General features: G+C 70.1%; 13 protein-coding genes. 10 read left to right on the top strand and 3 right to left on the bottom strand.

Annotation, left to right across the window (positions count from 1 at the left end; translation table 11 throughout):
* Nucleotides 1–125: 125 nt before the first annotated feature.
* Nucleotides 126–1,136 (bottom strand): asparaginase, encoded by a 1,011-nt coding sequence (locus AC061S_RS06755; RefSeq protein WP_478684915.1) that lies wholly within the window; start codon nucleotides 1,134–1,136, stop codon nucleotides 126–128.
* Between the two features lie 126 nt (nucleotides 1,137–1,262).
* Between AC061S_RS06755 and AC061S_RS06750 the strand changes: the two genes are divergently transcribed.
* From AC061S_RS06750 to pglX, 6 genes are all read left to right on the top strand, one after another.
* On the top strand, nucleotides 1,263–1,712 hold the full coding sequence (locus tag AC061S_RS06750; protein WP_254384480.1) for an Lrp/AsnC family transcriptional regulator: 450 nt from the start codon (nucleotides 1,263–1,265) through the stop codon (nucleotides 1,710–1,712).
* A 153-nt stretch (nucleotides 1,713–1,865) separates the two neighbouring features.
* A complete protein-coding gene (locus AC061S_RS06745; RefSeq protein WP_478684914.1) occupies nucleotides 1,866–2,303 on the top strand; it encodes an effector-associated constant component EACC1 in 438 nt (145 codons plus the stop codon).
* The gene (locus AC061S_RS06740; protein WP_478684913.1) at nucleotides 2,300–6,223 is read left to right on the top strand and encodes a caspase, EACC1-associated type; all 3,924 of its coding nucleotides are present in this window, start codon (nucleotides 2,300–2,302) and stop codon (nucleotides 6,221–6,223) included. Before AC061S_RS06745 ends, AC061S_RS06740 begins: the two co-directional genes overlap by 4 nt.
* Nucleotides 6,220–7,920 carry an SWIM zinc finger family protein gene (locus AC061S_RS06735; RefSeq protein WP_478684912.1) on the top strand — a complete coding sequence of 567 codons (1,701 nt, stop codon included), beginning with the start codon at nucleotides 6,220–6,222 and terminating at the stop codon, nucleotides 7,918–7,920. The genes AC061S_RS06740 and AC061S_RS06735 overlap by 4 nt, the downstream gene beginning before the upstream one ends.
* Before the next feature lie 158 nt (nucleotides 7,921–8,078).
* Entirely contained in the window at nucleotides 8,079–12,722 is a 4,644-nt protein-coding gene (gene pglW, locus AC061S_RS06730) for a BREX system serine/threonine kinase PglW (protein ID WP_478684911.1), read from the top strand.
* Nucleotides 12,719–16,327, top strand: coding sequence for a BREX-2 system adenine-specific DNA-methyltransferase PglX (gene pglX, locus AC061S_RS06725; protein WP_478684910.1), 3,609 nt, complete (start codon nucleotides 12,719–12,721; stop codon nucleotides 16,325–16,327). The genes pglW and pglX overlap by 4 nt, the downstream gene beginning before the upstream one ends.
* Before the next feature lie 69 nt (nucleotides 16,328–16,396).
* Here the strand turns inward: pglX and AC061S_RS06720 are convergent, their stop codons facing one another.
* The gene (locus tag AC061S_RS06720; protein ID WP_478684909.1) at nucleotides 16,397–16,606 is read right to left on the bottom strand and encodes a DUF397 domain-containing protein; all 210 of its coding nucleotides are present in this window, start codon (nucleotides 16,604–16,606) and stop codon (nucleotides 16,397–16,399) included.
* Complete coding sequence (locus tag AC061S_RS06715) at nucleotides 16,588–17,430, bottom strand: helix-turn-helix domain-containing protein (RefSeq protein ID WP_478684908.1); 843 nt, start codon at nucleotides 17,428–17,430, stop codon at nucleotides 16,588–16,590. The genes AC061S_RS06720 and AC061S_RS06715 overlap by 19 nt, the downstream gene beginning before the upstream one ends.
* Nucleotides 17,431–17,617: 187 nt before the next feature.
* On the opposite strand from AC061S_RS06715, the gene AC061S_RS06710 reads away from it, so the two are divergent.
* From AC061S_RS06710 to pglZ, 4 genes are all read left to right on the top strand, one after another.
* Nucleotides 17,618–17,848 (top strand): hypothetical protein, encoded by a 231-nt coding sequence (locus tag AC061S_RS06710; RefSeq protein ID WP_478684907.1) that lies wholly within the window; start codon nucleotides 17,618–17,620, stop codon nucleotides 17,846–17,848.
* Nucleotides 17,845–18,081, top strand: a complete 237-nt coding sequence (locus AC061S_RS06705; RefSeq protein ID WP_478684906.1) for a hypothetical protein — start codon at nucleotides 17,845–17,847, stop codon at nucleotides 18,079–18,081. Before AC061S_RS06710 ends, AC061S_RS06705 begins: the two co-directional genes overlap by 4 nt.
* Nucleotides 18,082–18,276: 195 nt before the next feature.
* Nucleotides 18,277–22,179, top strand: a complete 3,903-nt coding sequence (gene pglY / locus AC061S_RS06700) for a BREX-2 system ATPase PglY (RefSeq protein WP_478684905.1) — start codon at nucleotides 18,277–18,279, stop codon at nucleotides 22,177–22,179.
* A complete protein-coding gene (pglZ, locus tag AC061S_RS06695) occupies nucleotides 22,176–25,076 on the top strand; it encodes a BREX-2 system phosphatase PglZ (protein ID WP_478684904.1) in 2,901 nt (966 codons plus the stop codon). Before pglY ends, pglZ begins: the two co-directional genes overlap by 4 nt.
* The last annotated feature ends 15 nt before the right edge of the window (nucleotides 25,077–25,091 follow it).

Here is a 25,091-nt window from a genome sequence, read left to right as displayed (position 1 = left end):
TGAGGCGCGGGGTCCGGGGCGGAGCCCCGGGAAACGGAGAAAGGGCGGGGCGGGGAGCAAGCCCCGCGCAGCGGCACCCCCGACCCCGCCCCGGAATGACGCACCCTAGGCCCGACCCGCCACCCTCAGGCGGGGACCAACACGGGCCCACCAGTGGCCAGCACCCGCCGCAGCACCCGTACCCGCTCCCCCGCATCCCCCTCGGAGAGCAACGCCGCCAGCACCGCAACCCGCGCCTGCGGCGCCCGCAGCGTCCCGGTCGGCACGGCCCCGGCCGCAACCAGGTCCACCGCACCCCCGTGGGTGTAGATCTCCGTCACCGGCCCCGCCGCGACCCGCGTGGTCAACGCCACCAGCACACCCTCCGCGACAGCCGCCTTCACCGCGTCGACAACCTCCGGCGTGGCGTTCCCCGCACCCGTCCCGACCAGCACGATCCCCCGCGCCCCCGCCGCCACCGCGGCGTTCAGCAGCACCGCGTCACCGCTCACGTGGTGCATCACGACATCCACCCGCGGCGGCCCTTCCGGCGCCTCCGGCATCGCGGGCAACGCCAACGGCTCCGGCCGGACCGGCGTCCGCAGCACGGTGACCTTCCCGAAACCGACCTTCCCCAACAGCTCCTTCGACGGGTCGGCAAACGCATCGAGCGCCACCGCCTGCGCCTTCACGGTCCCGCGCGCCGCGTGCACCCGCCCCGCGAACGTGATCAGGACGCCGAGCCCGCGCGTGGTCGACGCGGTCAGCAGGGCGTCGTAGAGATTGCCGGGCCCGTCCCCGTCCGCGGCCCCCATGGGCCGCTGCGAGCCGGTGAAGACGACAGAACGCTCATCGTGATGATGCAGGTCCACCAGGAACGCCGACTCCTCCAGCGTGTCCGTACCGTGCGTGACGACGACCCCGTCCACACCCGGATCGGCGAGCACCTCGTGCACGGTCCGCAGCAAGGTCAACTGGTGCGCGGTGGTCAACCGAGGGCTGTTCACACTGAACAGATCAACCACCTCGACGCTCACCCCCTCCGGCAGCGGCGCGGTCGCCATGACCTCGGCCCCGTCGGCATCGGCCGCGAAACCGGAACCCTGCCAGCGGCTGGCGATCGTCCCGCCCGTACTGATCACGACGATGCGTCCCATGACCACGACCCTTCCCTCACACAGCCCGCACAGATTTTCTACAAACGGCAATGGTAGGCCGATCTACGCGCAATGCGATTGCCACTTCACCCCACTCGGCAACAAAACATGCGTGATAATTGCGCCATGGACGCGATCGACAAAGAAATCTTGCGCGAGCTCCAGGCCGACGGCCGGCTCAGCAACCAGGAGCTCGCCCAACGCGTGGGCCTCACCCCCTCCCCCTGCATGCGCCGGGTCCGCCAGCTCGAAGAGGAAGGGATCATCCAGGGCTACCGCGCGGTGATCTCCCCCGAAGCCGTGGGCCGCGGCTTCGAGGTCCTGGTCTCCGTAGAGGTCCGCCGCGACCGCGAAGCCGTCGAAGCCTTCGAAGCCGCCCTCCAGGACATCCCCGACGTCATCGAGGCCTACCGCCTCTTCGGCAGCCCCGGCTGCCTCCTGCGCATCGCGGTCGCGGACCTCCGCGCGTACGAACGCCTCTGGATCGAAAAACTGACGGCCCTCTCGGGCGTCACGGAGGTCAACTCCCAGATCATCATGAAGCGCATCAAGGAACCAACGGGCCTCCCGGTCTGACCCCCGGGAAGTCAGCTGCTCCCCCTGCTTGACTCGGCACCTTTGCGCCAATGAACAGCACGTTCTCGGAAACCCGGCAGCTGGTGGCCGTTTCCCCTCGATAGCCTGATGGGCTCGTGCCCACCGCACGAGGTGATCAGGGGGACAGCGCATATGAGTACCAACCGCACGGGTCCGGCGGCCGACTGCCGCGTCTCGATCCTCGACGAGGACCCGCTGCGTGCCAGGCGCGAAGCCCGAGAGCTGCTCACCGCACTCGCCGTCGACGACCCGTTGGCCGCTCTCGACCTCCCGAATCGGCCGGGCGTCGGTCAGCCGCCGGCAGCCGAGACCGGGAGCACGGCCGACAAGGGCGGGCCGGTGGTCGACCTCGTCTCCCTGGTCTTCGGCGGGGGTTCCCTGGCCGCCGCAACCACGCAGCTGTGGCTGGCCCGTGTACCGCAGCGGACCGTCATCGTCACCCGCCCGGACGGGGCGGTCCTGCGGATCTCGGGCAAGGAGGCGCGTACTGATGACGAACGGATCGCGCGGTTCCTGGCCGGGTGCGATCCGACCGGTGAGGGCGGTGCGAACGGGACCGGGGCGGCATGAGCGACAACGACCGGTACGCCATCCTCATCGGGGTGTCCACGTACGACAGCGACCGCTACCACGATCTGCCACCCGTGCGGGCCGACCTGCACTACATGCAGGCGGTCCTGGAGGCCACCGAGATCGGGATGTACAACGACTGCGCCATGGTCGCCGAACCGACCAGGGCCGAGATGCTGCATGCTCTCGAGTCCTTCCTGGAGGAGCGGCAGCCGAGCGAAACGGCCCTGCTGTACTTCAGCGGACACGGCGAGTTCTGCGAGAGCGACAACCAGCTGTACTTCCTCACCCGGGACACCGACCCGGACGACCTGCCGGGCACGGCCGTCTCCGCGGAGTCGCTGGAGCGGGCGCTCCAGGCCTGCCGCGCCTCCTCGAAGATCGTGCTGCTGGACTGCTGCTCCAGTGGCTCCGTGGTCCAGGGGTGGACGGCCAAGGGGACGGCGGACACCACCGACCGGCCGGTGCCCAGCACCGTTCTGCGGCCGGCCGGGGTCTACTTCATCACCGCCTCCGACGCCCTCCAGGCGGCATCCGCGATGGCACCCGCCGGCTCCTCCCTCGGCACCTCCCGGTTCACCGGAGAGATCGTGGAGGGGCTGCGTACCGGTCGGATCAAGGAGAACGGCGGGTGGATCACCCCGGACGACCTCTTCGAGTACCTGACCTCCCAGATGGTGCGCAGCGGTGTACCCGAGGAACAGCGGCCGACGAAGTCGACGATCCGCGCGACGAACAGTCTGCCCTTCGCCCGCTCGGTGGCCCGGTCCATCCAGCTTCCGGCCCCGCCCCACGACGCCGCCGAGGCCCTGCGGCGCTCCCCCGCCCTGCTCAAAGCCCGTGAACTGGCGGAACGGGACGCCCGAGACGGCGTTGAATGGGAGCGCCTCCTGCGCTACTACGTCCACTGCTTGTCCGCGCAGGCGGCATCACGCACGCTGCCCGAGCGTGACAAGGGACGTGACTCCGCCTACTTCCTGCTGGGCCGGGGATCCGAAACGATCCAGTCCGGCCTCGGCTCGGTCCTGCCCGCCCCGGCACAGCTCCCCAAAACCGCGGGCGGCGGTTCGCCGGCCAACGCCGACACCCTGCAGGAGTACTGGTACGGGTATCCGGCCATCACGCTCCCCGAGCGCGGCACGGACGGCCGGCGGCGCACCACCGTACGCATCGCCCCTCTCCTGAGCCAGCAGATGGAGCTCGCCCCCGACGAGAACGGTCGGGACACGCTCCGCCCCAGCGGGGTCCCCTCGCTCCACACCGGCGTGGTCACCGAACTCCTCGGGGACGACGAAGCCGCCGAGCTGATCGCCCGCTGGCAGCCGACCTGGCAGGAGGGCAATGGCACCCAGATGGTGCGCGCCGTACGGGAGCTCCTGACGGAGCTGGGCCTGCCGGAGCTGGAGCCCCTCGATCTCGCCGCGCTGAGCGAACAGTCCGTGATGCAGTCGCTGCGACCCGGCGCCCACAACGCCGCCGTACTGCTGACGCCCACCGGCATCGAACGCATCGCGACCGAGGCGCTGGTGGACAACCTCTTGAAGATGTCCTCGCGGACCGGGGAGATCGCCGGTACAGCACTGGATGCGCTCCTGACAGGAGGAGCGACGGAGACCGAACCCGCCTCAGCCGCCGTACTGGTGGCCCCCGGACCGTGCAACGAGAGCCAGGAACTGGTGATCTCCTCGGCGATGACACGCCCGCTCACGGTGGCAACCGGACCTCCCGGCACCGGGAAGAGCGAGGTCGTGACGGCCGTCGTCACCACCGCCGTGGCCGCCGGCCAGTCCGTGCTCGTCGCCTCCACCAACAACGAGGCGGTGAACGTCGTCGCCGAGCGCTGCGACGCCATCTCCCCGGGACTGCTCATGCGCACCGGTAACGCGGCAGCACTGGAACGCGAGGCCGCGAAGCTCGAACGGCTTCTCGCCGAACCCGCCGAGACACCGCGGCGCGGCTCGGCGACCGTGGCCGGGGAGCTGCGCAACCTCCACGCCAGGGCCTTCGCATGGCGCGAGGAAGCAGCGAAGGCAGTGCGCGAGGAGACCCGTCTGCTGGAGCTGCTGAGAGACCGGTCCGAGCATGCGGCCGCACTGGGCCTTCCCGTAGAGCTGCTGGAGGAGGCATGGCCTGGCGCCGGACCCGCAGCTCTGCTCCGCTGGGAGGAACGGGCCCGGAGGGCGGCCGGGGCAGGCCGGCTTTCGTTCGGCCGCTGGCGCCGGGGCCGGGCGCTTGCGGCGCTCGTCGCCTCACGCCCGGCCGACCCCTCCGGCCCCGTGGGCCCCTGGCCCGCCTGGGCTGCCGAGCGGCCGGCTCCCTCCGAGCTGCTGCTCTCCCTGGCCGACGCCCTGGGCGTGGAGCGTGCCGTACGCGAGCTCGTACCGGATCAAGTCGCCCGGGACGAGGAGTCACTCAGGCGGGTACGGCTGGAGAGTGCGGCCGGGCTGTCGGAGGTATCGGGCGAGCTGTCGCGCGCCGTGGCCGCCGAGGCAATGGTGCGCGGACGCTCACTGATGAGCCAGCGGCTCCAGGCCCTCCGGCAGCGTTCCGGCTTCCAGAAGAGCCAGCGGAACCTGATGGCGCACATCAAGGGGTGGGCGATCAGTACCCATTCGGTGCGCCAGCTCGAACTGGCCCCCAAGCTCTTCGACCTCGTGGTGATCGACGAGGCGAGCCAGTGCTCGATCCCCGCGATCCTGCCGCTGCTGTTCCGCGCGAAGCGGGCGCTGATCATCGGCGACCCCATGCAGCTCGGTCACATCGCGGGCATCTCCCCTGAGCAGGAGCGGCAGGCCCGGGTACGGGCGGGGCTGAGTGCCGCGCTCCTGGAGGACCACCGGCTCGCCTATCACGTCTACTCCTCCTACCACGCGGCAGCGCAGCACGGAGAGGCGGCGCTGCTGCTGGACGAGCACTACCGCTGCCATCCGGCCATCGCGGACGTCGTCAACGGCTACTGCTATGCGGGCCAGTTGCAGGTCCTCACGGACGTACGCCGCCAGGTGCCGGGTGTCGACCCGGTGGGCGCGGCCGATCCCGCACCGGCGCTGGGCTGGGTGGACGTCCCGCACGGCGAGTCGGCCCGGGGCGGCAGCGGCCAGTCGTGGCGCAATGCCGCCGAGGCGGAGGCGGTACGCAGGACGGTGGACGAACTCCTCGCCCGGCTGCCCGAGCACGCCACCGTGGGAGTGGTGACGCCGTTCCGGGCGCAGAAGGAGGCGCTGGCACGCGTATGGGCGGATGACGACCGGGTGCGTGTGGGCACCGTGCACGCCTTCCAGGGCGGTCAGCGCGATGTCATGGTGCTGAGCCCCGTCGCGACATCCAACACCCCGCCCCGCACGGCGCACTGGGTGGCGAGCCAGGTCAATCTGTGGAACGTGGCGGTCACCCGGGCCAAGTCGCAGTTGATCAGTGTCGGCAGCCATGCCTTCTGGCAAGGCCAGACGGGACTGCCCGCATTGCTCGCGGAGCGGTCCTCCGTGCTGCGCGCTGATGCCTTCCACGACTCACCGGAAGCGGGCTTCCAGCCCGGCGGCCCGTCGTCGAGGGAGCACGAGGAGCTCGCCGACCTCCTCCAGCACCATCTCGGGACCCGGGGAATCACCGATCTGGAGCGGGCCGCGGTCATCGGCGGTCACACCGTGGACCTGCTGTTCACGGCGGACGGGGAGAACACCGCGGTGCTGATCGACACGGGCCCGCCGCACGCCCGGGACCCCGCACGCCACCTGCGGTTGACGCACGCCCGCGGCGATCTGCTGGTGGGCCTGCCATCCGGCGGGATGGGTGCGAAGCCGGGGCCGGTGGCCCGTACAGTCCGCGTACCGGCCTGGCGCATCCTGGCCGGAGACCGTGTACTCGACCCCCTCTTCGACCCGGCCCGCGGACAGTCCGAATCCGCCGAACCGATGGAATGAACACCGTGGACGACACACTGGGCACCTTGGGCTTCGGAGAGGACGACCTGCGCCGGCTGGCCGGGCCACGCTCGTTCGAGCGTGGCCTCGGGTACCTGTCCTCCGTGTCATCGCTGGAGTTCGGAGACGGGACGGTCACGGCGACCGTCGACGGCACCGACACCTACGAGGTCGAGCTGACGGAGCACGAGGACGGGCTCACCGGCTGGTGCGACTGCCCGCACGGGCAGGAGGGGAACTTCTGCAAGCACTGCGTCGCGGTGGGCCTGACCGTACTGAGCCAGGCCGAATCGGTACCCCGGCAGCGGGCCGCCGCCGTGTCCCGTGGCCGGCAGCTGGACACTTGGCTGGAATCACGGAGCCGGGACGAGCTCCTCGCCCTGGTACGGGAGCACCTGGCGGGCGACGGCGACCTGCGGCGCCGGCTGGAACTGCGCGCAGCAGCCGCCGGGGACGACCTCGACTCCGTGCGGCAACGCGTCCTGGCCCTGCTCGACACCCGCCCCTTCGCCCGCTACGGCTACGTCGAGTACGCGGACGCCCGCGCCTACGGGCTCCAGGCCGCGGAGGCGGTGTCCGCGCTGCGCGTCCTGACGGAGTCCGGCAGGGCGGCGGGCACCGTGGAGGTGGCCCGGGAGGCCATCGCCGCACTCGGCCGGACGTACGGGGAGATCGACGACTCGGACGGCGTGGTCGGCGAGGCGGCGGCGGGCCTGGCCGAGGCGCACCTCGATGCCTGCCTGGCCGCACTTCCGGATCCGGTGACAACCGCCGACTGGCTGGTGGACCACGTCCTGAGCGACCTGAACGACGCCACCGACATCACCCTGTCCGACTACGCGGACGTCCTCGGGCAGCCCGGCCTGGCGCGGGCGCACGAGCTGGCGGCCGCGGCCTGGCGGAGCAATCCGAAGGGCTGGGCGGAGAAGTACCTGATGGAGCAACTCCTCAAGCTGGAGGGCGGCGTGGACGCGCTCGTCGCCCTCCACGCTGCGCATCTCTCCCCGACGGGAGCCACCCATCTGGTGATCGCCCAGGAGCTGGAGCGCGCGAGCCGCCCGGCCGATGCCCTGGAGTGGGCCGAGCGCGGCCTGCGGGAGGCCGAACCCGGCCGTGGCCCCGACAGCCGTCTGGTGGACTTCGTCTGCGAGCGGTACGCGCGGGCCGGCCGCCTGCCCGAGGTGGTCGCGGTCCACCGGGGCGTACTGCTGAGCCTGCGCTCCCTGGCCGCGTACCAGGATCTGCGTACGGCGGCCCGAGCTGCCGGATGCTGGAGCGAGACGGAGCGGGCGCGGGCACTGGACCTGCTGCGCACCGCGGCCCGGCCCCGCAAGAGCCTCGGCCCCACGGGCTCCGCCCTCGTCGATGCACTGCTGGACGACGAGGACCACGACACCGCCTGGCAGGCGGCCAAGGACGGGTACGCCGATCAGCGGCAGTGGCTGACCCTCGCGGACCGCATCCGCGACCGGCGACCGGCCGATGCCCTCTCCGTGTACTTGCGCCTGCTCGAACCCCTGCGCTCCCGGACCGGCGACACCGCGTACGAGCAGGTGACCGAGCTCCTGCTCAGCGCCCGGGCCTGCCACCGCTCGCTGGGCACGGAGGGCACCTTCACCACCTACCTGACCGCCCTGCGCGCCGACCAGAAACGCAAACGGAAACTGATGGCGATGCTCGACCGGCACGGCCTGTAGTCCGGAGGCGCCCGCTCCGTTCAGGCCGGTGCCCGCTTCGGTCGGAGCTGCCCCGGATGTCACACCTCACCGTTAGGATCTCCTGAGAGCTTTGCCGTCCGATGACCGAGCCGGGCAGGGCAGCTCTCCAGCACAGAGTGACGAAGCGGGGGCAGCACATGCGGGATGGCCGGTGGACCACGGTCACCGAGTCCGAGTTCGATCACGAGCGCCGTGGTCTGGAGTCCATCCGCGAGAAGCTGCCGGATTCCGACCCGTGGCGGGCCTGGTCGAACTTCACCTTCACCGCCAACACCGGGCACGTCCGGGAGGTCGACCTGCTGGTCGTCGCCCCCGGCGGCGCCTGCATGATCGAGCTGAAGAACTGGCACGGCCTGGTGACCAGCGAAAACGGCACCTGGGTCCAGGCCACGCCCACCGGCCGTCGCATCCCGCACGGCAATCCGCTGCACCTGGTCAACAAGAAGGCCAAGGAGCTGGCGGGGCTGCTCGGCCAGAACGGCAAGCGCGTCTGGGTCGCCGAGGCCGTCTGCTTCACGGACGACGGGCTGCGCATCCGCCTCCCGGCCCACGACGAGAACGGCGTCTACAGCATCACCGAGCTGGTCGCCATGCTCGGTCAACCGCCGCGCGACGAACGCCGGCGGATCACCGCCATCGACTCCCGCGAGATCAAGACCACCCTGGACCGGGTGGGCATCCGCCGCAGCGACGCCGAGTACAAGGTCGGCCCGTACGAGCTGAAGCGGAAGTCCTTCGACTCCGGCCCCACCTGGGCCGACTACCTGGCCGAGCACAGCGAGCTGCCCGAGACCGCGCGCGTCCGCATCTACCTGCGCGAGCGCGGCTCGGACGCCACGATCCGGCAGTCCGTGGAGAGCGCCGCCCGACGCGAAGCGGCCGTACTGCGCCGCTTCCGCCACCCCGGCGTCGTCCAGCTCAAGCAGTACGACCCGTCCGGGCACTCGGCGGGCCCGGCGCTGATCTTCGACTACCACCCGCAGACCCTGCGCCTGGACGAGTACCTCCTCCAGCACGGGGAGAAGCTCGACATCCTCGGCCGCATGGCCCTCGTACGGCAGCTGGCCGAGACGATGCGCTCCGCCCACTCCAGCCTCATCCACCACCGGGCACTGGCCGCCCGGTCCGTGCACGTGATGCCGCGCCCCCGGGGGCGCCAGGGGCAGAGCATCGGCGAGGAGGCCGCCTGGCTCTCCCCGCACCTGCAGATCTCCGACTGGCAGATCGCCACGCAGCGCAGCGGTACCGGCAGCTCGGGTCAGGGCATGACCCGGTTCGCCCCGACCGCGCTGTCCGCGATGCACCTGGCGGAGGGTTCCGACCCGTACCTGGCTCCCGAGCTGACCGCCCTCAACGCCGACCCGGTGTACCTGGACGTGTACGGCCTCGGCGTCCTGACCTACCTCCTCGTGACGGGCAAGGCCCCGGCCGCGAGCCAGGCGGAACTGCTGACCCGCCTGGAGGCGGGCGAGGGGCTGCGCCCCAGCTCCCTCGTCGACGGCCTCTCGGAGGACATCGACGATCTGGTGCAGGCCGCCACCGCCTACCGGCCCGAGCAACGCCTGTCCACCATCGACGAGTTCCTGGAGATGCTGGAGTTCGTCGAGGACACCCTCACCACCCCGGCTGCTCCGCCGACTTCGGAAACCCCCGAGAAGGATCCTCTCGAAGCCGTCGCGGGCGACGTGCTGGATGGCCGCTGGGAGGTCCGCCGCCGCTTGGGCACGGGCTCGACCAGCCGCGCCTTCCTCGTACGCGACCGGGAGGCCGAGGCGCGCAAGACGCGTCCGCTGGCCGTCCTGAAGGTGGCGCTCTCCGACAACCGTGGCGAGATCCTCGCCCACGAGGCCGAGGTCATGGGCCGACTGCGTGCCGACTCCCGCATCATCCGGCTCGTGGAGCCGGAGCCGCTGCGGATCGCCGGCCGTACCGTCCTGGTCCTGGAGTACGTGGGCGACGAGCGCGACGAGCCCGGCGCCGAGAGCGGCGAGACCCCCACGGGCCGCACCCGGCGCCGAGAGGAGACGGTCGCCCGCCAGCTGCGCGAGAGCGGCCGGCTCCAGATCGACCAGCTGGAGGCGTACGGCGACTACCTGTTCGGCGCCGTCGACTTCCTGGAGGGCGAGAGCGTCTGGCACCGCGACATCAAGCCGGACAACATCGCCATCCGCATCCGCCCGAACCGCACCCGCGAGCTGGTCCTCATCGACTTCTCGCTGGCGGGCTATCCGGCGAAGGACTACGAGGCGGGTACAGAGGGCTACCTCGACCCGTTCATCGGAACGCTGACCCGGACCGCGTACGACTCGCACGCCGAGCGGTACGCGGTGGCGGTCACCCTGCACCAAATGGCTTCGGGCGAGCTGCCCAAGTGGGGCGACGGCTCGGTGCTGCCCCGGATGACGGACCAGAAGGAGCACCCGTACCCCACCATCGCGAAGGACGCCTTCGAACCGGGTGTGCGTGACGGCCTGGTCACCTTCTTCCAGAAGGCCCTGCACCGGGATGCCACCCGCCGCTACCCGGAACTGAAGCCGATGCGGGACGCCTGGAAGAAGATCTTCCTCGACGCCTCGCAGACGGTCCCGTCCAGCCACCGTTCCCGCCACCCGGAGCCGGCGGAGGCTGCCTCCGCGACGCCCCAGCCAGGTATCGCGGACGCCGAACCCCTCACGGCAGAGCAGCAGCGCGAGCAGCTCGCGGCGGAGGTCACCCGCGACACCCACCTGTCGGCTGCCGGCCTGACCCCGGCCGCCGAGGCCTTCCTGTACGGCCTGGGCGTCACCACGGTCGGCGAACTCCTCGACTACAGCCGCCGCAAGCTCCTCAACCAACCCGGCCTGGGCGCGAAGACCCGCAGTGAGGTCCAGCGCCGCCAGCGCGAGTGGGGCGACCGCCTGCGCGAGACCCCGATCTCACCGCTCACCCCGAGGGGCCGGGCGGAGGCCAAGGAGGAACTGGCGCAGCTGTCGGCCACGGAGTCCGCGCTGCTCGGCACCCTGGCGGCGGGCACGACCGCGGGAGGCCTCACCGACGCGGCCCTCCGCTCGGTCAGCCTGGACACCCTCGCCACGATCTTCGTCCCGGAGCTCAACAACAACCGCTCCAACCACAACAAGGTCGAGACGGTCCGCCTGGTCCTGCGCCTCCCGAACGCTGCGGGTGACCTCCCCGACATCGGAGTCTGGCCCAAGCAGAAGGACGTGGCGGACGCACTCGGCCTCTCAGCTGGCCGGATCCCGCAGCTCCTCAAGGAGGAGCGCAAGCGCTGGAAGAAGCACCCCGCGGTGAAGGCCCTGCGCGCCGAGATCATGGACCTCCTGACCGACCTGGGCCGGGTGGCCTCCGCGGCCGAGATCGCCGACGCCCTCGCGGTGCGGCGCGGCACCCAGCTGTCCGAGCGCGAGCAGCGTCGGGCACTGGCGCTGGCCGCCGTACGGGCAGTGGTGGAGGTGGAGCAACTGGAGCCAGAGGAAGCGGAGTTCCAGCACCAGCCGAACCGCAAGGCCACGGAGGAGGCCCTGGGTGCGGGCCTGTTGGCCCTGGACGTCCGAGAGGACGACGCCCCCGACACCCCGACGGCCCCCGGCCTCCTGGACTACGCCACCCGCCTGGGCAAGACGGCAGACCGCCTCTCCCGCCTGGAAACCCTGCCGACGGCGACGACGGTCCTGAGCGAGCTCGGCTCCCTCACCCCGCCCCCCGGCTCGGTGGAGTGGGACGAACGCCGCCTGGTGGAACTGGCGGCGGCCGCCTCCCTCAATGCAGCGTCGACCCCGCGCCTGGAGATCTACCCGCGCGACCTCTCCCTGGTCCGGGCCCTGCGCCTGACCCAGGCCGGCCTGGTTCGCCTGATCCCCGGCGTCCCGGAGGCCCGCCAGCCAGGCGTGACGGGCGAGGACGTCCACGAGCGCGTACGGGCCCGCTTCCCGGAGCTGGTCCTCCCGGACTCCCGGGGCGGAGTCACCCACGAACTCCCGACCGCCGGCCCCCTGACGAAGGCCCTCCGCGACGCGGGCTTCGACCTCACTCTCTCCACCCGCGAGGACACCAAGACCCTGCGCTACCTCCCGACGAGGATGGACAGCGCCTCCAGCTACCTGACGACGGGCGCGTGGCGCCAGGCCACCGATGTGGGTGCGGTGACCCGCTACGCGGACGACCCCGCGCTGGCGGGCGCGGTCCGCGCGAAGGAACGCCTGGCGGCGTCGGCCCGACGGGACGGCTACCGCGTCCTTACGGTGCACCAGCACCGCCCGGAGGAAGCTGTACGGGCACTGAGCGCGGCCCCCACCGACGCCCAGGTCGTCTCGGTGACGGCCCTCTTCCTGGAGGCGATGCACGCGCTGGCCCCGGAGGGGTCGAAGCCGACGTGGGAGACCCTACTCAAGGCGGACGTCGCGGAGGCGGGCTCGCGGGGAGCGGTGAAGTTCGCGGAGTACGCGCGGACGGCATGGGGAGCGGTGGAACCGCAGGTACGCAGCCTGCTGGACCGCACGGCGGGCTCCGGCCCGGTCCTCCTGACGGAGGCGGCGGTCTTCGCCCGCTACGACGCGATGGGCGTCCTGGACCGGTTGGCGGAGGCGGCCCGCCAGGGCGGCCGCGGCCTGTGGCTCCTGGTCCCGCAGCGCGAACCGGCGGCGGAGCCGAAGCTGGGCCAGGTCGCCGTGGCGTACCAGGCCGGCCTGGGTGAGTGGATCGAACTTCCGAACTCGTGGGTCGAAGACGCGAGTACGAGCAGGACAGCAGTGACGGACAACACCGAGGGAGACACCAAGTGATCGACCGCAAGGCCTTGTTGAACGACCTGAAGCAGCAGGTCAAAGCGGTCGAGACGGACCTCGGCAAGCAGGTGAAGGCTGTTGAGGAGGTAGGCACGCGCCTGCGCGCCGAGTACGATCAGGCCCGCAAGCTGGGCCGCACGGCGGCGACGTGGAACTCCTGGCTGGACGAGCGTGTCACCCAGGTCGCGGTGGCGTGGGTCCTGGGCACGGTCTTCGTCCGCTTCTGCGAGGACAACGAACTCATCCCGGAGCCGTACCTGACGGCCCCGGACCCGGATCGTCGTGACCTGGCTCTGGCCCGGTACGAGGAGTACGTGGCGAAGGACGCCGACCCGACGTTCCGCGGCTGGCTGGAGCGCGCATTCGCGGACCTGGGAGCCGGCCAGGCGGGCCGCCTGCTGTTCGACCGCAAGCACAACCCGCTGTTCCAGATCCCGCTGTCGCACGACGGGGCGCGCGAACTGATCGCGTTCTGGCGCGAGCGGGATGAAGCAGGCGTCCTGATCCACGACTTCACGGACAAGCTGAACGAAGACGGCACGGAGGGATGGGACACCCGCTTCCTGGGCGACTTGTACCAGGACCTCAGCGAGGCAGCCCGCAAGACCTACGCACTCCTCCAGACCCCGGAGTTCGTGGAGGAGTTCATCCTCGACCGGACCATGGACCCGGCGGTCCGCGAGTTCGGCTACGAGGGCCTGAAGATGATCGACCCGACGTGCGGGTCGGGTCACTTTGTGCTGGGCGCGTTCAGGCGTCTGCTGCGGCTGTGGGGCGAGGACCAGCCGGGCAAGGATGTACACGCGCGGGTACGGGCTGCACTGGATTCGGTGCACGGTGTCGATCTGAACCCGTTCGCGGTGGCCATCGCGCGATTCCGGCTGCTGGTGGCGGCTATGGCGGCGAGCGGGGTCCGGTCAATGACAGAGGCTGCGCAGTACGAGTGGCCACTTCACCTGGCGGTGGGCGACTCGCTCATCAAGCACCGGCATCGGCAGGGCAACCTGTTCGACGGTTCGGCAACCGAAGACATGGACGAGCTCGCCGAGTTCAAATACATCACGGAGGACGTGCACGAGCACCCGGAGATTCTGCGGCAGGGGCGATACCACGTAGTGGTCGGCAATCCGCCGTACATCCAGGTGAAGGACAAGAAGCTCAACGAGCTGTACCGGGACCTGTATGACGCTTGCGCGGGAACCTACGCCTTGTCGGTCCCCTTTGCGCAAAGATTCTTCGAGCTTGTCAAGCAGGGCGGGCCCGACGGCCGCGGGTACGGGAAAGTCGGCCAGATTACTGCAAGTTCTTTCATGAAGCGCGAGTTCGGAACCCGACTGATCGAAACGTACTTCGGTCATGAGGTGGAGCTGACGGAGGTTATCGACACCTCTGGTGCCTACATTCCAGGGCACGGAACCCCCACAGTCATCCTGATTGGTCAGCGGCAAGGCGGCAGTGGACGCTCGGGAACTATCCGTACTGTACGAAGTGTTCAAGGTGAGCCTGCAGCGCCAGAGAAGGGTGAGGACGGGCTTGTTTGGAACGCAATCGTGAAGCAGATCGACGACCCAGGGTCCGTCAGCCAGTGGGTCTCGGTGGACGACTTGGAGCGCGGGCGGCATTTTGGTAAGCAGCCGTGGATTCTGACCGACGGTGGCCTTGAGATGCTTGAGCTGCTCAGTAACGCCAGCAAGCAAAGGATGAAGGCAGCCATCGAGCCGCCGATCGGGCGAGCCGTTCGAGTCGGGGCAGACAGCGCCTACCTCCGACCCATGCGCACCTCCTATCGGACGTATGCGGATCGTCGTGGCCTGCGACCGTTCATGACCGGTGACGTGGTTAGAGACTGGTGCGCTAGGCCCTCAGAGGCCATCTGGTTCCCTTACACCCCCGGCTTCGACACGACCGGCCTCATCCGAGAGTTGTGGCCCATGCGGCGCTCGCTGGAAGAGCGTGGCACGTTCCAAGGGGACATGGCCGCAGCTGGTCTTCAGTGGTGGGACTACATGCAGTACACGGCCTCTGCATATCGGACTCCGCTCTCCATCATGTTTGCATTCGTGGCTACACAGAACCACTTCGTCCTCGATCGCGGAGGCAGTGTCTTCAACCGTCATGCGCCGGTAATCAAGCTGCGGGAGGGAGCCAGCGAAGAGGAGCACTTGCGGCTGCTCGGTCTGCTCAACAGTTCTACCGCTGGCTTCTGGCTCAGGATGGTGAGCTATCCCAAGGGCGGTAGTCCTGAGTCCGGCGGTGGCCAATCCGATCAGCCGTGGTCCTGGACTTTTGAGTTCACGGGGACCAAGTTGCAGGAATTCCCCCTGCCTGGCTCCTACCCCACGGCCCTGGCGACGGCCATCGACAGTCACACCCAGCGACTGACAGCCAGCCACCCCTCCACCCTCGCTAGCGAGGCCACTCCCACCCCTCTTGACCTCCGCAAGGCCCGCGACACCTGGCACTCCATCCGCGCCCGGATGATCGCACTTCAGGAGGAGCTGGACTGGCAGGTGTATTCGCTCTACAACCTGCACACCGAGGACCTGCGCGTCTCCGAGAAATCGGAGACAATCAGCATTCCCGAACTCGCCCTGGGCGAGCGCGCATTCGAGATTGTTCTTGCCCGTCGGATCGCCGTAGGCGAAGCCAGCGACGAGTGGTTCAAGCGACACGGCTCCACGCCCATCACTGAGATCCCCACCCACTGGCCCGCTCCGTACCGCGAGGTAGTCCAGAAGCGCATTGACGCCATCGAGTCGAGCCGGGCCATCGGGATGATCGAGCGGCCGGAGTACAAGCGGCGGTGGGCCACCGAGGGATGGGACGCGCTTCAGGAGAAGGCACTGCGGTCCTGGTTGCTCGACCGGATCGAGAACCGGGATCACTGGTTCGATGAGAACGGGCTGCCCGCGCTCGTCAGCCTCTCTCGGCTCACCGACAGCCTGTCGCGCGACGAGGACTTCGTCTCCGTCGCCAAGATCTACGCGCCCCGCAAGGAACTGCCTACCGTCGTCGCCGAGCTCATGACCGACGAGCATGTGCCATTCCTGCCCGCCCTGCGCTACAAGCCCACCGGGCTGAAGAAGCGTGAGGACTGGGAAGACGTCTGGGACCGCCAGCGCCAGGAGGACGCCGCCCCGGACGAGCCGGCCAAGCGGAAGATCCGGGACGGCATCCCCGTACCGCCGAAGTACACCTCGGCGGACTTCCTGCGGCCCTCCTACTGGAAGGCGCGCGGCAAGCTCGACGTGCCCAAGGAGCGGTTCATCTCGTACGCGCAGACCAACACCCCCACGCCCGACCTCTACGGCTGGGCCGGCTGGGACCACCGGGAGCAGGCGTACGCCCTCGACGCGTACATCGCCTCCCACGAGGCGCTGACCTCCGAGGAGCTGACCCCGTTCCTCGCCGGGCTGCTGGAACTCCAGCCCTGGCTTGAGCAGTGGCACGACGAGTTCGACGCGAACTTCGGCGCCTCACCGGCCGCGTTCTTCAGGGGTGACCGGCAGATGGTGCAGGGCGAGCACGGCCTGACCGACGCCGATCTGCGCGCCTGGCGTCCGGCCGCAGCTGCGCGAGGCCGCCGCACCACCAAGAAGTAGAGCCACCGGCAACTCAAACGGCCTCCGAGAACCAACGGTTCTCGGAGGCCGTTCGGTCGTAGTCGATCCTCAACGGGGCAGGTGGTCACCCTTGACTGCGGTGACGAAGGCCGACCAGCCATCCGCCGGGAACACGAGCACCGGACCGTGCGGGTGTTTGCTGTCCCGCACCGGGACGACGCTGCCGAAGTCGTCGGAGACCTCGACGCACTCGCCGCCGTCCGAGTTGCTACGCGAGCTCTTGCGCCAGGTCGCGCCGCTCAGGTCGATGGGTCGCACGGTACTTCCTCCAACATGCCCAGGATGAACTTCCGCGACTCGGCCGGGGAGAGTGCCAGGTCACGCACCGCATCGTAAGCGCGCTGCAGACGCTCAACCGGCCTGTTGTCCTCGATGAGTTCACCTCGGTAGGCGTTCTCCGTATACGCCACCGTACGCCCATCGGTCAGCCGCAGAAACATCATGGCAGTGCTATCCAGGCCACACGGGCCAGCACTGAACGGCAGCACGTGCATGGTCACGTTCGGGCGGTCAGACATCTCGATCACATGCTCCAGTTGCTCCTGCCACGCCCGCCCGTCCCGTAAAGCCGTCCTCAACACCGCCTCCGACAGAATCGTCCTGAACGGCGGCGCCCCGTCACCTTCCAACAGTTCCCGGCGCCCCATCCGCGCCTCCACCTGCTGCATCAGCTCATCTCCACTCAAGCCACCCGCAGCCAGCAACTCACGTGCGTATCCCTGTGTTTGGAGCAAGCCCGGCAGCACGCTCACCGCGAAATGCCACAGGCTCACCGCCTCAGCCTCAAGGGTCATGTACCGCCGGTACTGCTCCTTGAACTGCGTCTTGTCCCCAGACGCCAGCTCCCACAGCACCAGCAACATCCCCGACGTCCCGTAATGCTGATCCAGCGCCTGCACGACCTCCGGACCGCCCAGGGTCTCCCCCTTCTCCATCTTCCCGAACAGCGACCAGTCCCACCCCAGCCGCTCCCCCAGCTGCCGCAGGCTCGCCCCGCTCCCCGTCCGCAGCAGCCGCAGCTCCTCCGCGAACCGCTGTCGCGGCTCCTGGCTCCGGCCCGTCACGACCCGCCGTGGCGGCATCGCGGCTCCTCCCCTGAACTCCGTGGAAGGTGTGGAACTACCGCCACGGGCCGGGGAACAGAACCCCGCCCACGGTGTCGCCGGCCTCCTGCGGATCCATGCTCGTAGTGCCCGGACTACGCACCGTAAGCCAGCCGACGCCTCCCGGTCCGGGAATCCGCAGCACGGCCACCCCAAGGAGACCTCCATGACCACCCCGCGCCCCGCCACCCCCGCCCAGCGCAAGATCAAGGAGGCCCTGGACGCCCGCGACGCCCTCGCCGTCGCCCTCCGCCGGGCCGGGATCCAGCTGCCCGCCATGGACATCCGTACTCCCTGGGCCGAGGACTCCCGCTACGCCCTCGTCCACCTCGGGCTCTGCTCCGCGCCCGTGGCCCACGCCCTCGCGGCCGTGATCACGAAGGGGGCCTCCCGGTGACTGCGGCAGACGACGGCCGCCCCGGTCCCGCCATCGGCGACACCGTCCGCGACACCCGCCGCAACCGCCTCGGCATCGTCACCGACCGCCTCGGTCCGCACCTCCGGCTCCGCCCCCTCACCGGCGGCCGGGAGTGGGACGCGGACCCGGAAGACACCGAGCCCGTCAGCGCACCCGAAGCACTCCGTGCCCGCCTCGCGGAGGTGAACGCCCGCAGCCGCACGCCCCTCTGAGCCGCTGACCCGCCTCGCCTCACCACCGCGCCCCGCCACTGTGAGTACCGACTGTCATCCTGAGACGTGGGATTTTTCTCCCATCGGCTCGGCAACCAGCACCGATGCCGGACAATGTTTGAAGAACCTTGACCCGGTACCGGCACGGCACGGACAGCGGCGGCGCGAGCCGTCAGAAGGTGAGCGAGACGACAAATGGCCCAGCAGCCGCCCCTCCTCCGCGATGTGATCAACATCAAGGAGTCGATCTCCACGTCCGACTTCGTCCTTCAGCTGTCCGAGGCCACCACCCCCGAGGGTGCCGAGCTCGCGCTCAGGGACTACGTCGTCACGGAACGGCTGCTGGAGAACTTCGACGAGGCCCTCGGCCTCATCAAGGCCTCCCTCGACGGGCACACCTCCAAGGCCGCGTACCTCCACGGTTCCTTCGGTTCCGGTAAGTCGCACTTCATGGCCGTGCTGCACGCCCTCCTCAGCGGCAGCCCGGCCGCCCACACCCGCTCCGACTTCGACTCCGTGCTCACCAAGCACGAGTGGCTGACCGAGGACGGCAAGAAGTTCCTGCTCGTGCCGTACCACATGCTCGGCGCGAAGGCCCTGGAGCAGCGGGTCCTCGGCAAGTACGTGAGCCACGTCAAGAAGCTGCACCCCGAGGCGCCGACTCCCCGCGTCTACCGGACGGACTCCCTCTTCGCCGACATCCACGCCATGCGCGAGCGGATGGGCGACGAGCCCGTCATCAAGGGCCTCGCCACCGTTGGCGGCGCCGCGGACGAAGACGACGAGTGGGGCGAGTCCTTCGCCTGGACGTCCGCCCTCCTCGACACCGCGCTCGCCGCCGAGGAGATCCACGAGGCCGGGTATGCGCTCAACCTCGTCGCTCCCGCCACCCCGGTGGAGCTGCGCGCCCGGCTGGTCCAGGACGCCAGCACCAACCTCCTCCCCGGCTTCACGCAGAACGCCACCGAGAACGAGCACGGCTTCATCTCGCTCGACGCCGGCCTGTCGGTCATCGCCGAGCACGCGAAGTCCCTCGGCTACGACGGGCTCATCCTCTTCCTCGACGAGCTCATCCTGTGGCTGGCCACGCTCATCCACGACCAGAAGTTCGTGGCCCGCGAAGCCGGCAAGATCACCAACTTCGTCGAGGGCGCCGACGCTCGCCGCGCCATCCCGATCGTGTCGTTCATCGCCCGCCAGCGCGACCTGCGCGAGCTGGTCGGCGAAGAGCTGTCCGGGGCGGCCGAGTCCTCCATCCAGGACACCCTGAACCAGGCCTCCGGCAGGTTCGACAAGATCACCCTGGAGGACCGCAACCTCCCCCAGGTCGCGCATGCCCGTCTGCTTCAGCCCAAGGACGACGGCGGGAAGTCGGCCGCACTCATCACCGCGGAGTTCGAGAAGACCCGTAAGGTCCGCCAGGAGGTGTGGGACACCCTCCTCGGCTCCGACCGCGGGGCCGACGGCGTCGGGGCCGATGAGGAGAGCTTCCGGCTCACCTATCCCTTCTCCCCCGCCTTCATGGACACCCTCGTCCACGTCTCCTCCGCGCTCCAGCGCAACCGCACCGGCATGAAGCTCATGGGACAGCTCCTCGCCGATCACCGCCACGAGCTCCGGCTCGGTGACCTGATCCCGGTCGGGGACCTGTATCCGCTGATCACCGCAGGCGGCGACAAGCCGTTCACGGACAGCCTCAAAGTGGTCTTCGAGGCCGCCGACAAGCTGTACCGGACGAAGCTGCGCCCGTTCCTCCTCGCCACGTACAACGTGTCGGAGGAGGACATCGAGCAGTACACGCACCGGCCGGAGAGCATCACGGACGCCGAGCTCCGGGGCCGGGTGAAGACCTTCGTCGGCGACAACCGGATCATCGGCACCCTGCTGCTCTCCGCGCTCGCGCCGAGCGTTCCCGCCCTCGCGGACCTGACGATCCGCCGCCTCTCCGCGCTCAACTACGGTTCGGTCGTCGCCCCGATCCCCGGCCGCGAGTACGGCATCCTGAAGAACAAGGTCGCCGACTGGGCGGGCCGCTTCCCGGAGATCAAGGAGACCGGTACCGACACCAACCCGGGCGTCCGCCTGGAGCTCTCCGGTGTCGACGTGGACTCGGTCATCGCCAACGCGAACGTCAACAACAACCCCGGTAACCGCCTCGCCCTCGCCAAGCGACTGCTCGCCGAGGAACTCGACGTCACCCAGGGCCAGTTGGTCGACGAGCTGAACTTCGTCTGGCTCGGCACGAACCGCGCCGTCGAGGTGATCTTCGGGAACATGGCCGACGAGGACGAGCTGCCCGACCACGACCTGATGCCCCGCGAGGACGGCCGCTGGCGCATCGCCATCGACCTCCCCTTCGACGACGGCGAGTACGGCCCCGTCGAGGACGCCAACCGCATCCGGCGCCTGCGGGAGAAGCAGCAGGGCGAGCGGTCGCGGACCGTCGCCTGGCTGCCCACCCACCTCTCCAGCCAGCGGTACGCGGACTTCTGCCGGCTCGTGGTCATCGACAAGGCCCTCGCCGACGATCAGCGGTTCGACAGCCAGTACGCGGGCCATCTGAACGCCGACAACCGCGCCCGCGCCAAGGGCCTCCTGGAGACCCAGCGCGAGTCCCTGCTCAAGAACGTCAAGGCCGCCTTCAAGCAGGCCTACGGCCTGGCCGAGAAGAAGCCCGCGGACGTGGAACTGGGCTTCGGCGACCACCTGGAGTCGCTGCGCGAGGTCGACGGGCTCACCCTCTCCTTCGGGCAGTCGCTGCGCGACGGCATCCGGCACATCGCCGGCAAGCTGCTCGCGACGCAGTTCCCCGACCACCCGAACCTCGACCCCGACAACACCGGGACGGTCCTCAAGCCCGCCGACGCCAAGAGGGTCTTCACCCACGTCCGCGCCGCGGCCGAGGCCCGCGACGGCCGCGCCGAGGTGCCGGCCGGTGACCGGTCGCTGATGAAGAGGGTCGCCGGGCCGCTGCGCCTGGGGCAGCAGAAGGAGGCGTACTTCGAGCTGTCCCCGTACTGGGCCGATCACTTCCGTCAGCTCGCCCGGGAGAAGGGCGTCACGGGTGACCTCACCCTGATCACGCTCTCCGACTGGACCGACCAGCCCGCTCCCCGCGGGCTGCCCGACTTCCTCGTACGGCTCGTCGTGGCGGCCTTCGCCGAGATGGACGACCGGGTGTGGGTGCGCGAAGGAACGCCGCTCGACCCGGCGCCGGAGCTCGCCCAGATCAAGGACCGCGACGCCCTGCGCAGCCAGCCGCTGCCTTCCGAAGAGGACTGGGAGGCGGCCCGGCAGCGGTACGTCGCCATCTTCGGAGACTCTGCGCCCACCCTGCGTCGCGGGCGCATCGTCAACCAGTTCGCCCGGCAGATCAACAGCCAGGCAAAGGGCTTCGAGGAGGTGGCGGACTCCCTGGTGGCACGGCTGGACGAGCACGCGGGCTTCCTGCACCTCGACCAGACCGGCGAGACCGGCCGCCTCGCCGTCGCCCGTGGGGCGCAGGAGCTGCTCAAGGCTCTGACCGACACCACAGGGCAGGGAGCGGCAGGGGCGAAGAAGCGGGTGGAGACCCTCGCACGCTTCGACCTCGGCAAGGCAACGGCCGAGCAGTATGGGATCTCGGTCAAGCAGGCCAAGAAGGTTGCCGACGCTCTCGGCGTGACCTCCTGGAGCACCCTGGAGCTCGCCTCGGCCGAAGGTCCGGAGGGGCTGGCGCTCCTCGACTCGCTCCGCAATACGGCCGGCGGTCATCAGGCGCCGACGAACAAGCTGGAGGAAGCGCTCGTACGGACCCAGCGCGAAGTCCTGGCGCTGGTGAAGCGGAACCGGGCCGTGTCCGTTCCTCAGCCGGCTCCCGCGCCCGCGCCTCCCGGGCCCTCCGACATTTCGCTGGACACGGCCACCCGCGATCCCCGGGTTCCCCACGACCCGACGCTGCCGGTGTCACCCGCCCCGTCGCAGAAGCAGCGCACCAGCGGCGCACGCACCACGACGGCCTCGCGCGCGGTGGCCGAGCTCCAGGCGGAGCTGGCCGAGTTGGCCGTCGCCGAGCCCGGTGCGACCGTCGAGATCACCTGGCGGGTCGTCGGCCGATGAGCGTCGCCTCCCCGACGGTTGCCGCACGGCTGAACCTCTCGACCGTCACGCAGTACCTCTCCTCCCAGAGCTCCCTCGCCCGGTCGCTGAGCGGGGACGGCCGGCGCCGTGCCGTGCTGCTCCGCTCGGCCCCCCAGTGGGACGGCCCCGCCGAGCCCGCTTGGGGTGACGGGCTGAGCGCCCGTATCGCACCCGCGCCCTCGCCGCTCGCCGTGCACGAGCTGCTGCTCGGCCACCTCGGCGGCACGGTGCCCGGACCGGCCGTACTGGTCGTCCTGACCGACCGCGAGCAGAACGAGCTGGACCCCGCGATCCTGGCCCGGGCGCACAAGCGGCGCATCGACACCGTCGACAGCTGGGACGTGGTCCGCGACGCCTTCCGCGCGCAGCAGGTCGACCCCCGGCTCAAGGAGTCCAACTGGGCCGCGGAGGCCCTGCTCGACGCCACCCCGCCCAAGGGCGGCGGCTGGCCGCCCGTCGCCGGCGGCATGCTCTCGCGGCGCACCGCGCTGTCCGCCCTGTCCCTGCGCCGGCTGCGGCTGGGCCGGTACGACGACGAGACGGAGTCCGCGGGCCGGGCACCGGGCAGCGACACGCTGGACACGCACACCCTGTTCGGCTGGTCCCTGTCCGCCGGCGGGCCCGAACTCCTGTTGAGGCTGCGCCGCCCGGAGCGGGAGGGCCTGGCCGCCTTCCTCAGTGAGGAGGACCAGGCCGGTCTCGCCGGACGGGCACTCCTCGCACTGGTCGAGGCAGACCACGGTGTGGACGCCGTGGCCTTCGGCCTCGTCTGCGCGGCGCTTTGGGTGCACTGCACGCCCGACGCCACCGCCTACCGGGCCCGCGGGCGGGCGGAGCGGTGGTTCGGGGAGCAGCCCCTCGCCAAGGGGGAAGAGCTCGACCTGATCGTGTCCCGGTTCGGGCTGGCCGCCGAGGAGTACGTCGCCGCGCTGCTTGCCTCTGCCTCCCGTGGCACCGCCGGTGACGCGGAGGATGTCCGCGAAGCCCGGCGGCTCAGCGACACCGTCCTGGACCGGGCCTCCGTACTGGTCCGCCAGTTCGGTGCGGAGCACGCCGCCGAAACCAGCGCGTTGCTCGCAGCGGGTCTGGAAGCACGCTTCGCAGCGGTGGGTCGCGCACTCTCGGCCGGTCAGCCCCTTGCCGTCTCGGAAGCCGTTCGCGCCTTGGGCGAGCACAAGCGGGCCGACGGGCCGGAGGCCCGGGCGCGGGTGGAGCGAGCCCGGATGGGGCAGCGGCTCGCCCAGTGGCTGGCCGGTGACCCGGCCGTCAGCTCGGACACCGTGGCCGACGCCCTGCAACGCCATGCCGTTGAGACCGGGTGGGTGGACCGGGCACTGGAACACGTGGAAGCGGGCGGCGACCCGGACCCCGCACTGAAGTCGGCCTACGACCAGCTCGGCGAGCAGGTCCGCCGGAAACGGCACGAAATCGACGGCGGCTTCGCCCGTGCACTGGCCGGCTGGACCACCGCCGGAACCCAGCCCGGCTCGATGCTGACGGTGGAGACCTTCCTCGACCGGGTCGTGAAGCCCGTCGTGCGCGCCGGCGCCGACCGTCGCGTGCTCTTGCTCGTCCTGGACGGAATGAGCGCGGCAATCGCCAGCGAGCTGGGCGAGGAACTGCGTACCTCCTGGGCCGAATTCGATCCACTGGGCGAGGGCGTCCCGCGCCGTCGTGCGATGGCTGCGGCCCTACCGACGCTCACCGCGGTCTGCCGTACGTCCTTGTTCGCGGGAAAGCTGACGAAGGGAACGCAGGCGGAGGAGAAGAAGCTCTTCCCCGCACATGCCTTCTGGGGAGGGGCGCCGGCTGCCGTCTTCCACAAGGACGAGCTGCGGGCCGAGGGCTCGGGGGACACCTTCGGGCCGGCCCTCACCGAAGCCCTCGGCGACGGACGGACGCATGTCGCCGTGGTGCTGAACACCATCGACGACCGGCTCTCCAAGGAACAGAAGCTGGGCGACGGTGCGTGGCACCTCGACGAGATAGGGCGTCTGCGTGATCTGCTGCGGGTAGCCGCCGCCCAGGGCATGGCGGTGATCCTGACCAGCGACCACGGCCATGTCGTGGACCGTCGTGGAGTCAAGGTGGACGCATCCGCCCCGGATTCCGCCCGCCACCGCCCACCGGGCGGGCAGCTGGCAGATGCGGAGATCGTCCTGTCCGGACCCCGGGTGGTTTGGCCCGAGCCCGGTGGTTCGATCGTCGCCCTCTGGGACGCCGACTCGCGCTACACCGCGCTCAAGGCGGGCTATCACGGAGGCGCTTCCCTGCGTGAGTTCACCATCCCCGTGCTCGCCTTCCTTCCCTTCGGTGCGGTTCCGCCGGCGGACTGGCGAGAACTGGGTGACCAGCGCCCGGCGTGGTGGTTGCTGGACGGCCAGCAGCCCCTCCGCGCCGCCGTACCGGCCTCCGCATCGCCCGTACTGCCGGAGAAGCAGGCGCGCCAGCGGCCGACGAAGGCTCAGGCCGAGCTGGCCCAGACCCACGACTCCCTCTTCGACGTCGCTCTGGTGCCTGCCGGCGAGAACGAGCAGGCTCTCCTCTCCCCGGCCCTCGTGTCACCGGACGATGTCCTGGTCTCGGCCCTCTTCGCCGCGGAGGCATTCAACGATCAGGTGGGCCTGCTCGCCCGTAAACCACCAATGGACAAGGTGGAGAAGGCAGTTCGCGCTCTCCTCGACGCGGGTGGAACCCTTCCCGTCACTGCCGTGGCGCAGCGCGTCGACTATCCGGCTGCCCGGGCCGACGGTTTCGCCGCGGTTCTGCGTCAGTTGCTCAACTACGACGGAGTCCAGGTACTGGAAACACTGACGGACGGTCGCACTCTTCGGCTGAATATCGCTCTTCTTCGCCTGCAATTCGATCTACGCTGACGGCTCGTACGCAGC

Source organism: Streptomyces sp. CA189 (assembly GCF_056428985.1).
This window is presented reverse-complemented; position numbering and strand designations above follow the sequence as displayed.

Excerpts from the sequence above, each read along its gene's own strand:
- AC061S_RS06755 (WP_478684915.1), bottom strand. The coding sequence starts at position 1,136 with ATGGGACGCATCGTCGTGATCAGTACGGGCGGGACGATCGCCAGCCGC.
- AC061S_RS06750 (WP_254384480.1), top strand. The coding sequence starts at position 1,263 with ATGGACGCGATCGACAAAGAAATCTTGCGCGAGCTCCAGGCCGACGGC.
- AC061S_RS06745 (WP_478684914.1), top strand. The coding sequence starts at position 1,866 with ATGAGTACCAACCGCACGGGTCCGGCGGCCGACTGCCGCGTCTCGATC.
- AC061S_RS06740 (WP_478684913.1), top strand. The coding sequence starts at position 2,300 with ATGAGCGACAACGACCGGTACGCCATCCTCATCGGGGTGTCCACGTAC.
- AC061S_RS06735 (WP_478684912.1), top strand. The coding sequence starts at position 6,220 with ATGAACACCGTGGACGACACACTGGGCACCTTGGGCTTCGGAGAGGAC.
- pglW (WP_478684911.1), top strand. The coding sequence starts at position 8,079 with ATGCGGGATGGCCGGTGGACCACGGTCACCGAGTCCGAGTTCGATCAC.
- AC061S_RS06715 (WP_478684908.1), bottom strand. The coding sequence starts at position 17,430 with ATGCCGCCACGGCGGGTCGTGACGGGCCGGAGCCAGGAGCCGCGACAG.
- AC061S_RS06710 (WP_478684907.1), top strand. The coding sequence starts at position 17,618 with ATGACCACCCCGCGCCCCGCCACCCCCGCCCAGCGCAAGATCAAGGAG.
- pglY (WP_478684905.1), top strand. The coding sequence starts at position 18,277 with ATGGCCCAGCAGCCGCCCCTCCTCCGCGATGTGATCAACATCAAGGAG.
- pglZ (WP_478684904.1), top strand. The coding sequence starts at position 22,176 with ATGAGCGTCGCCTCCCCGACGGTTGCCGCACGGCTGAACCTCTCGACC.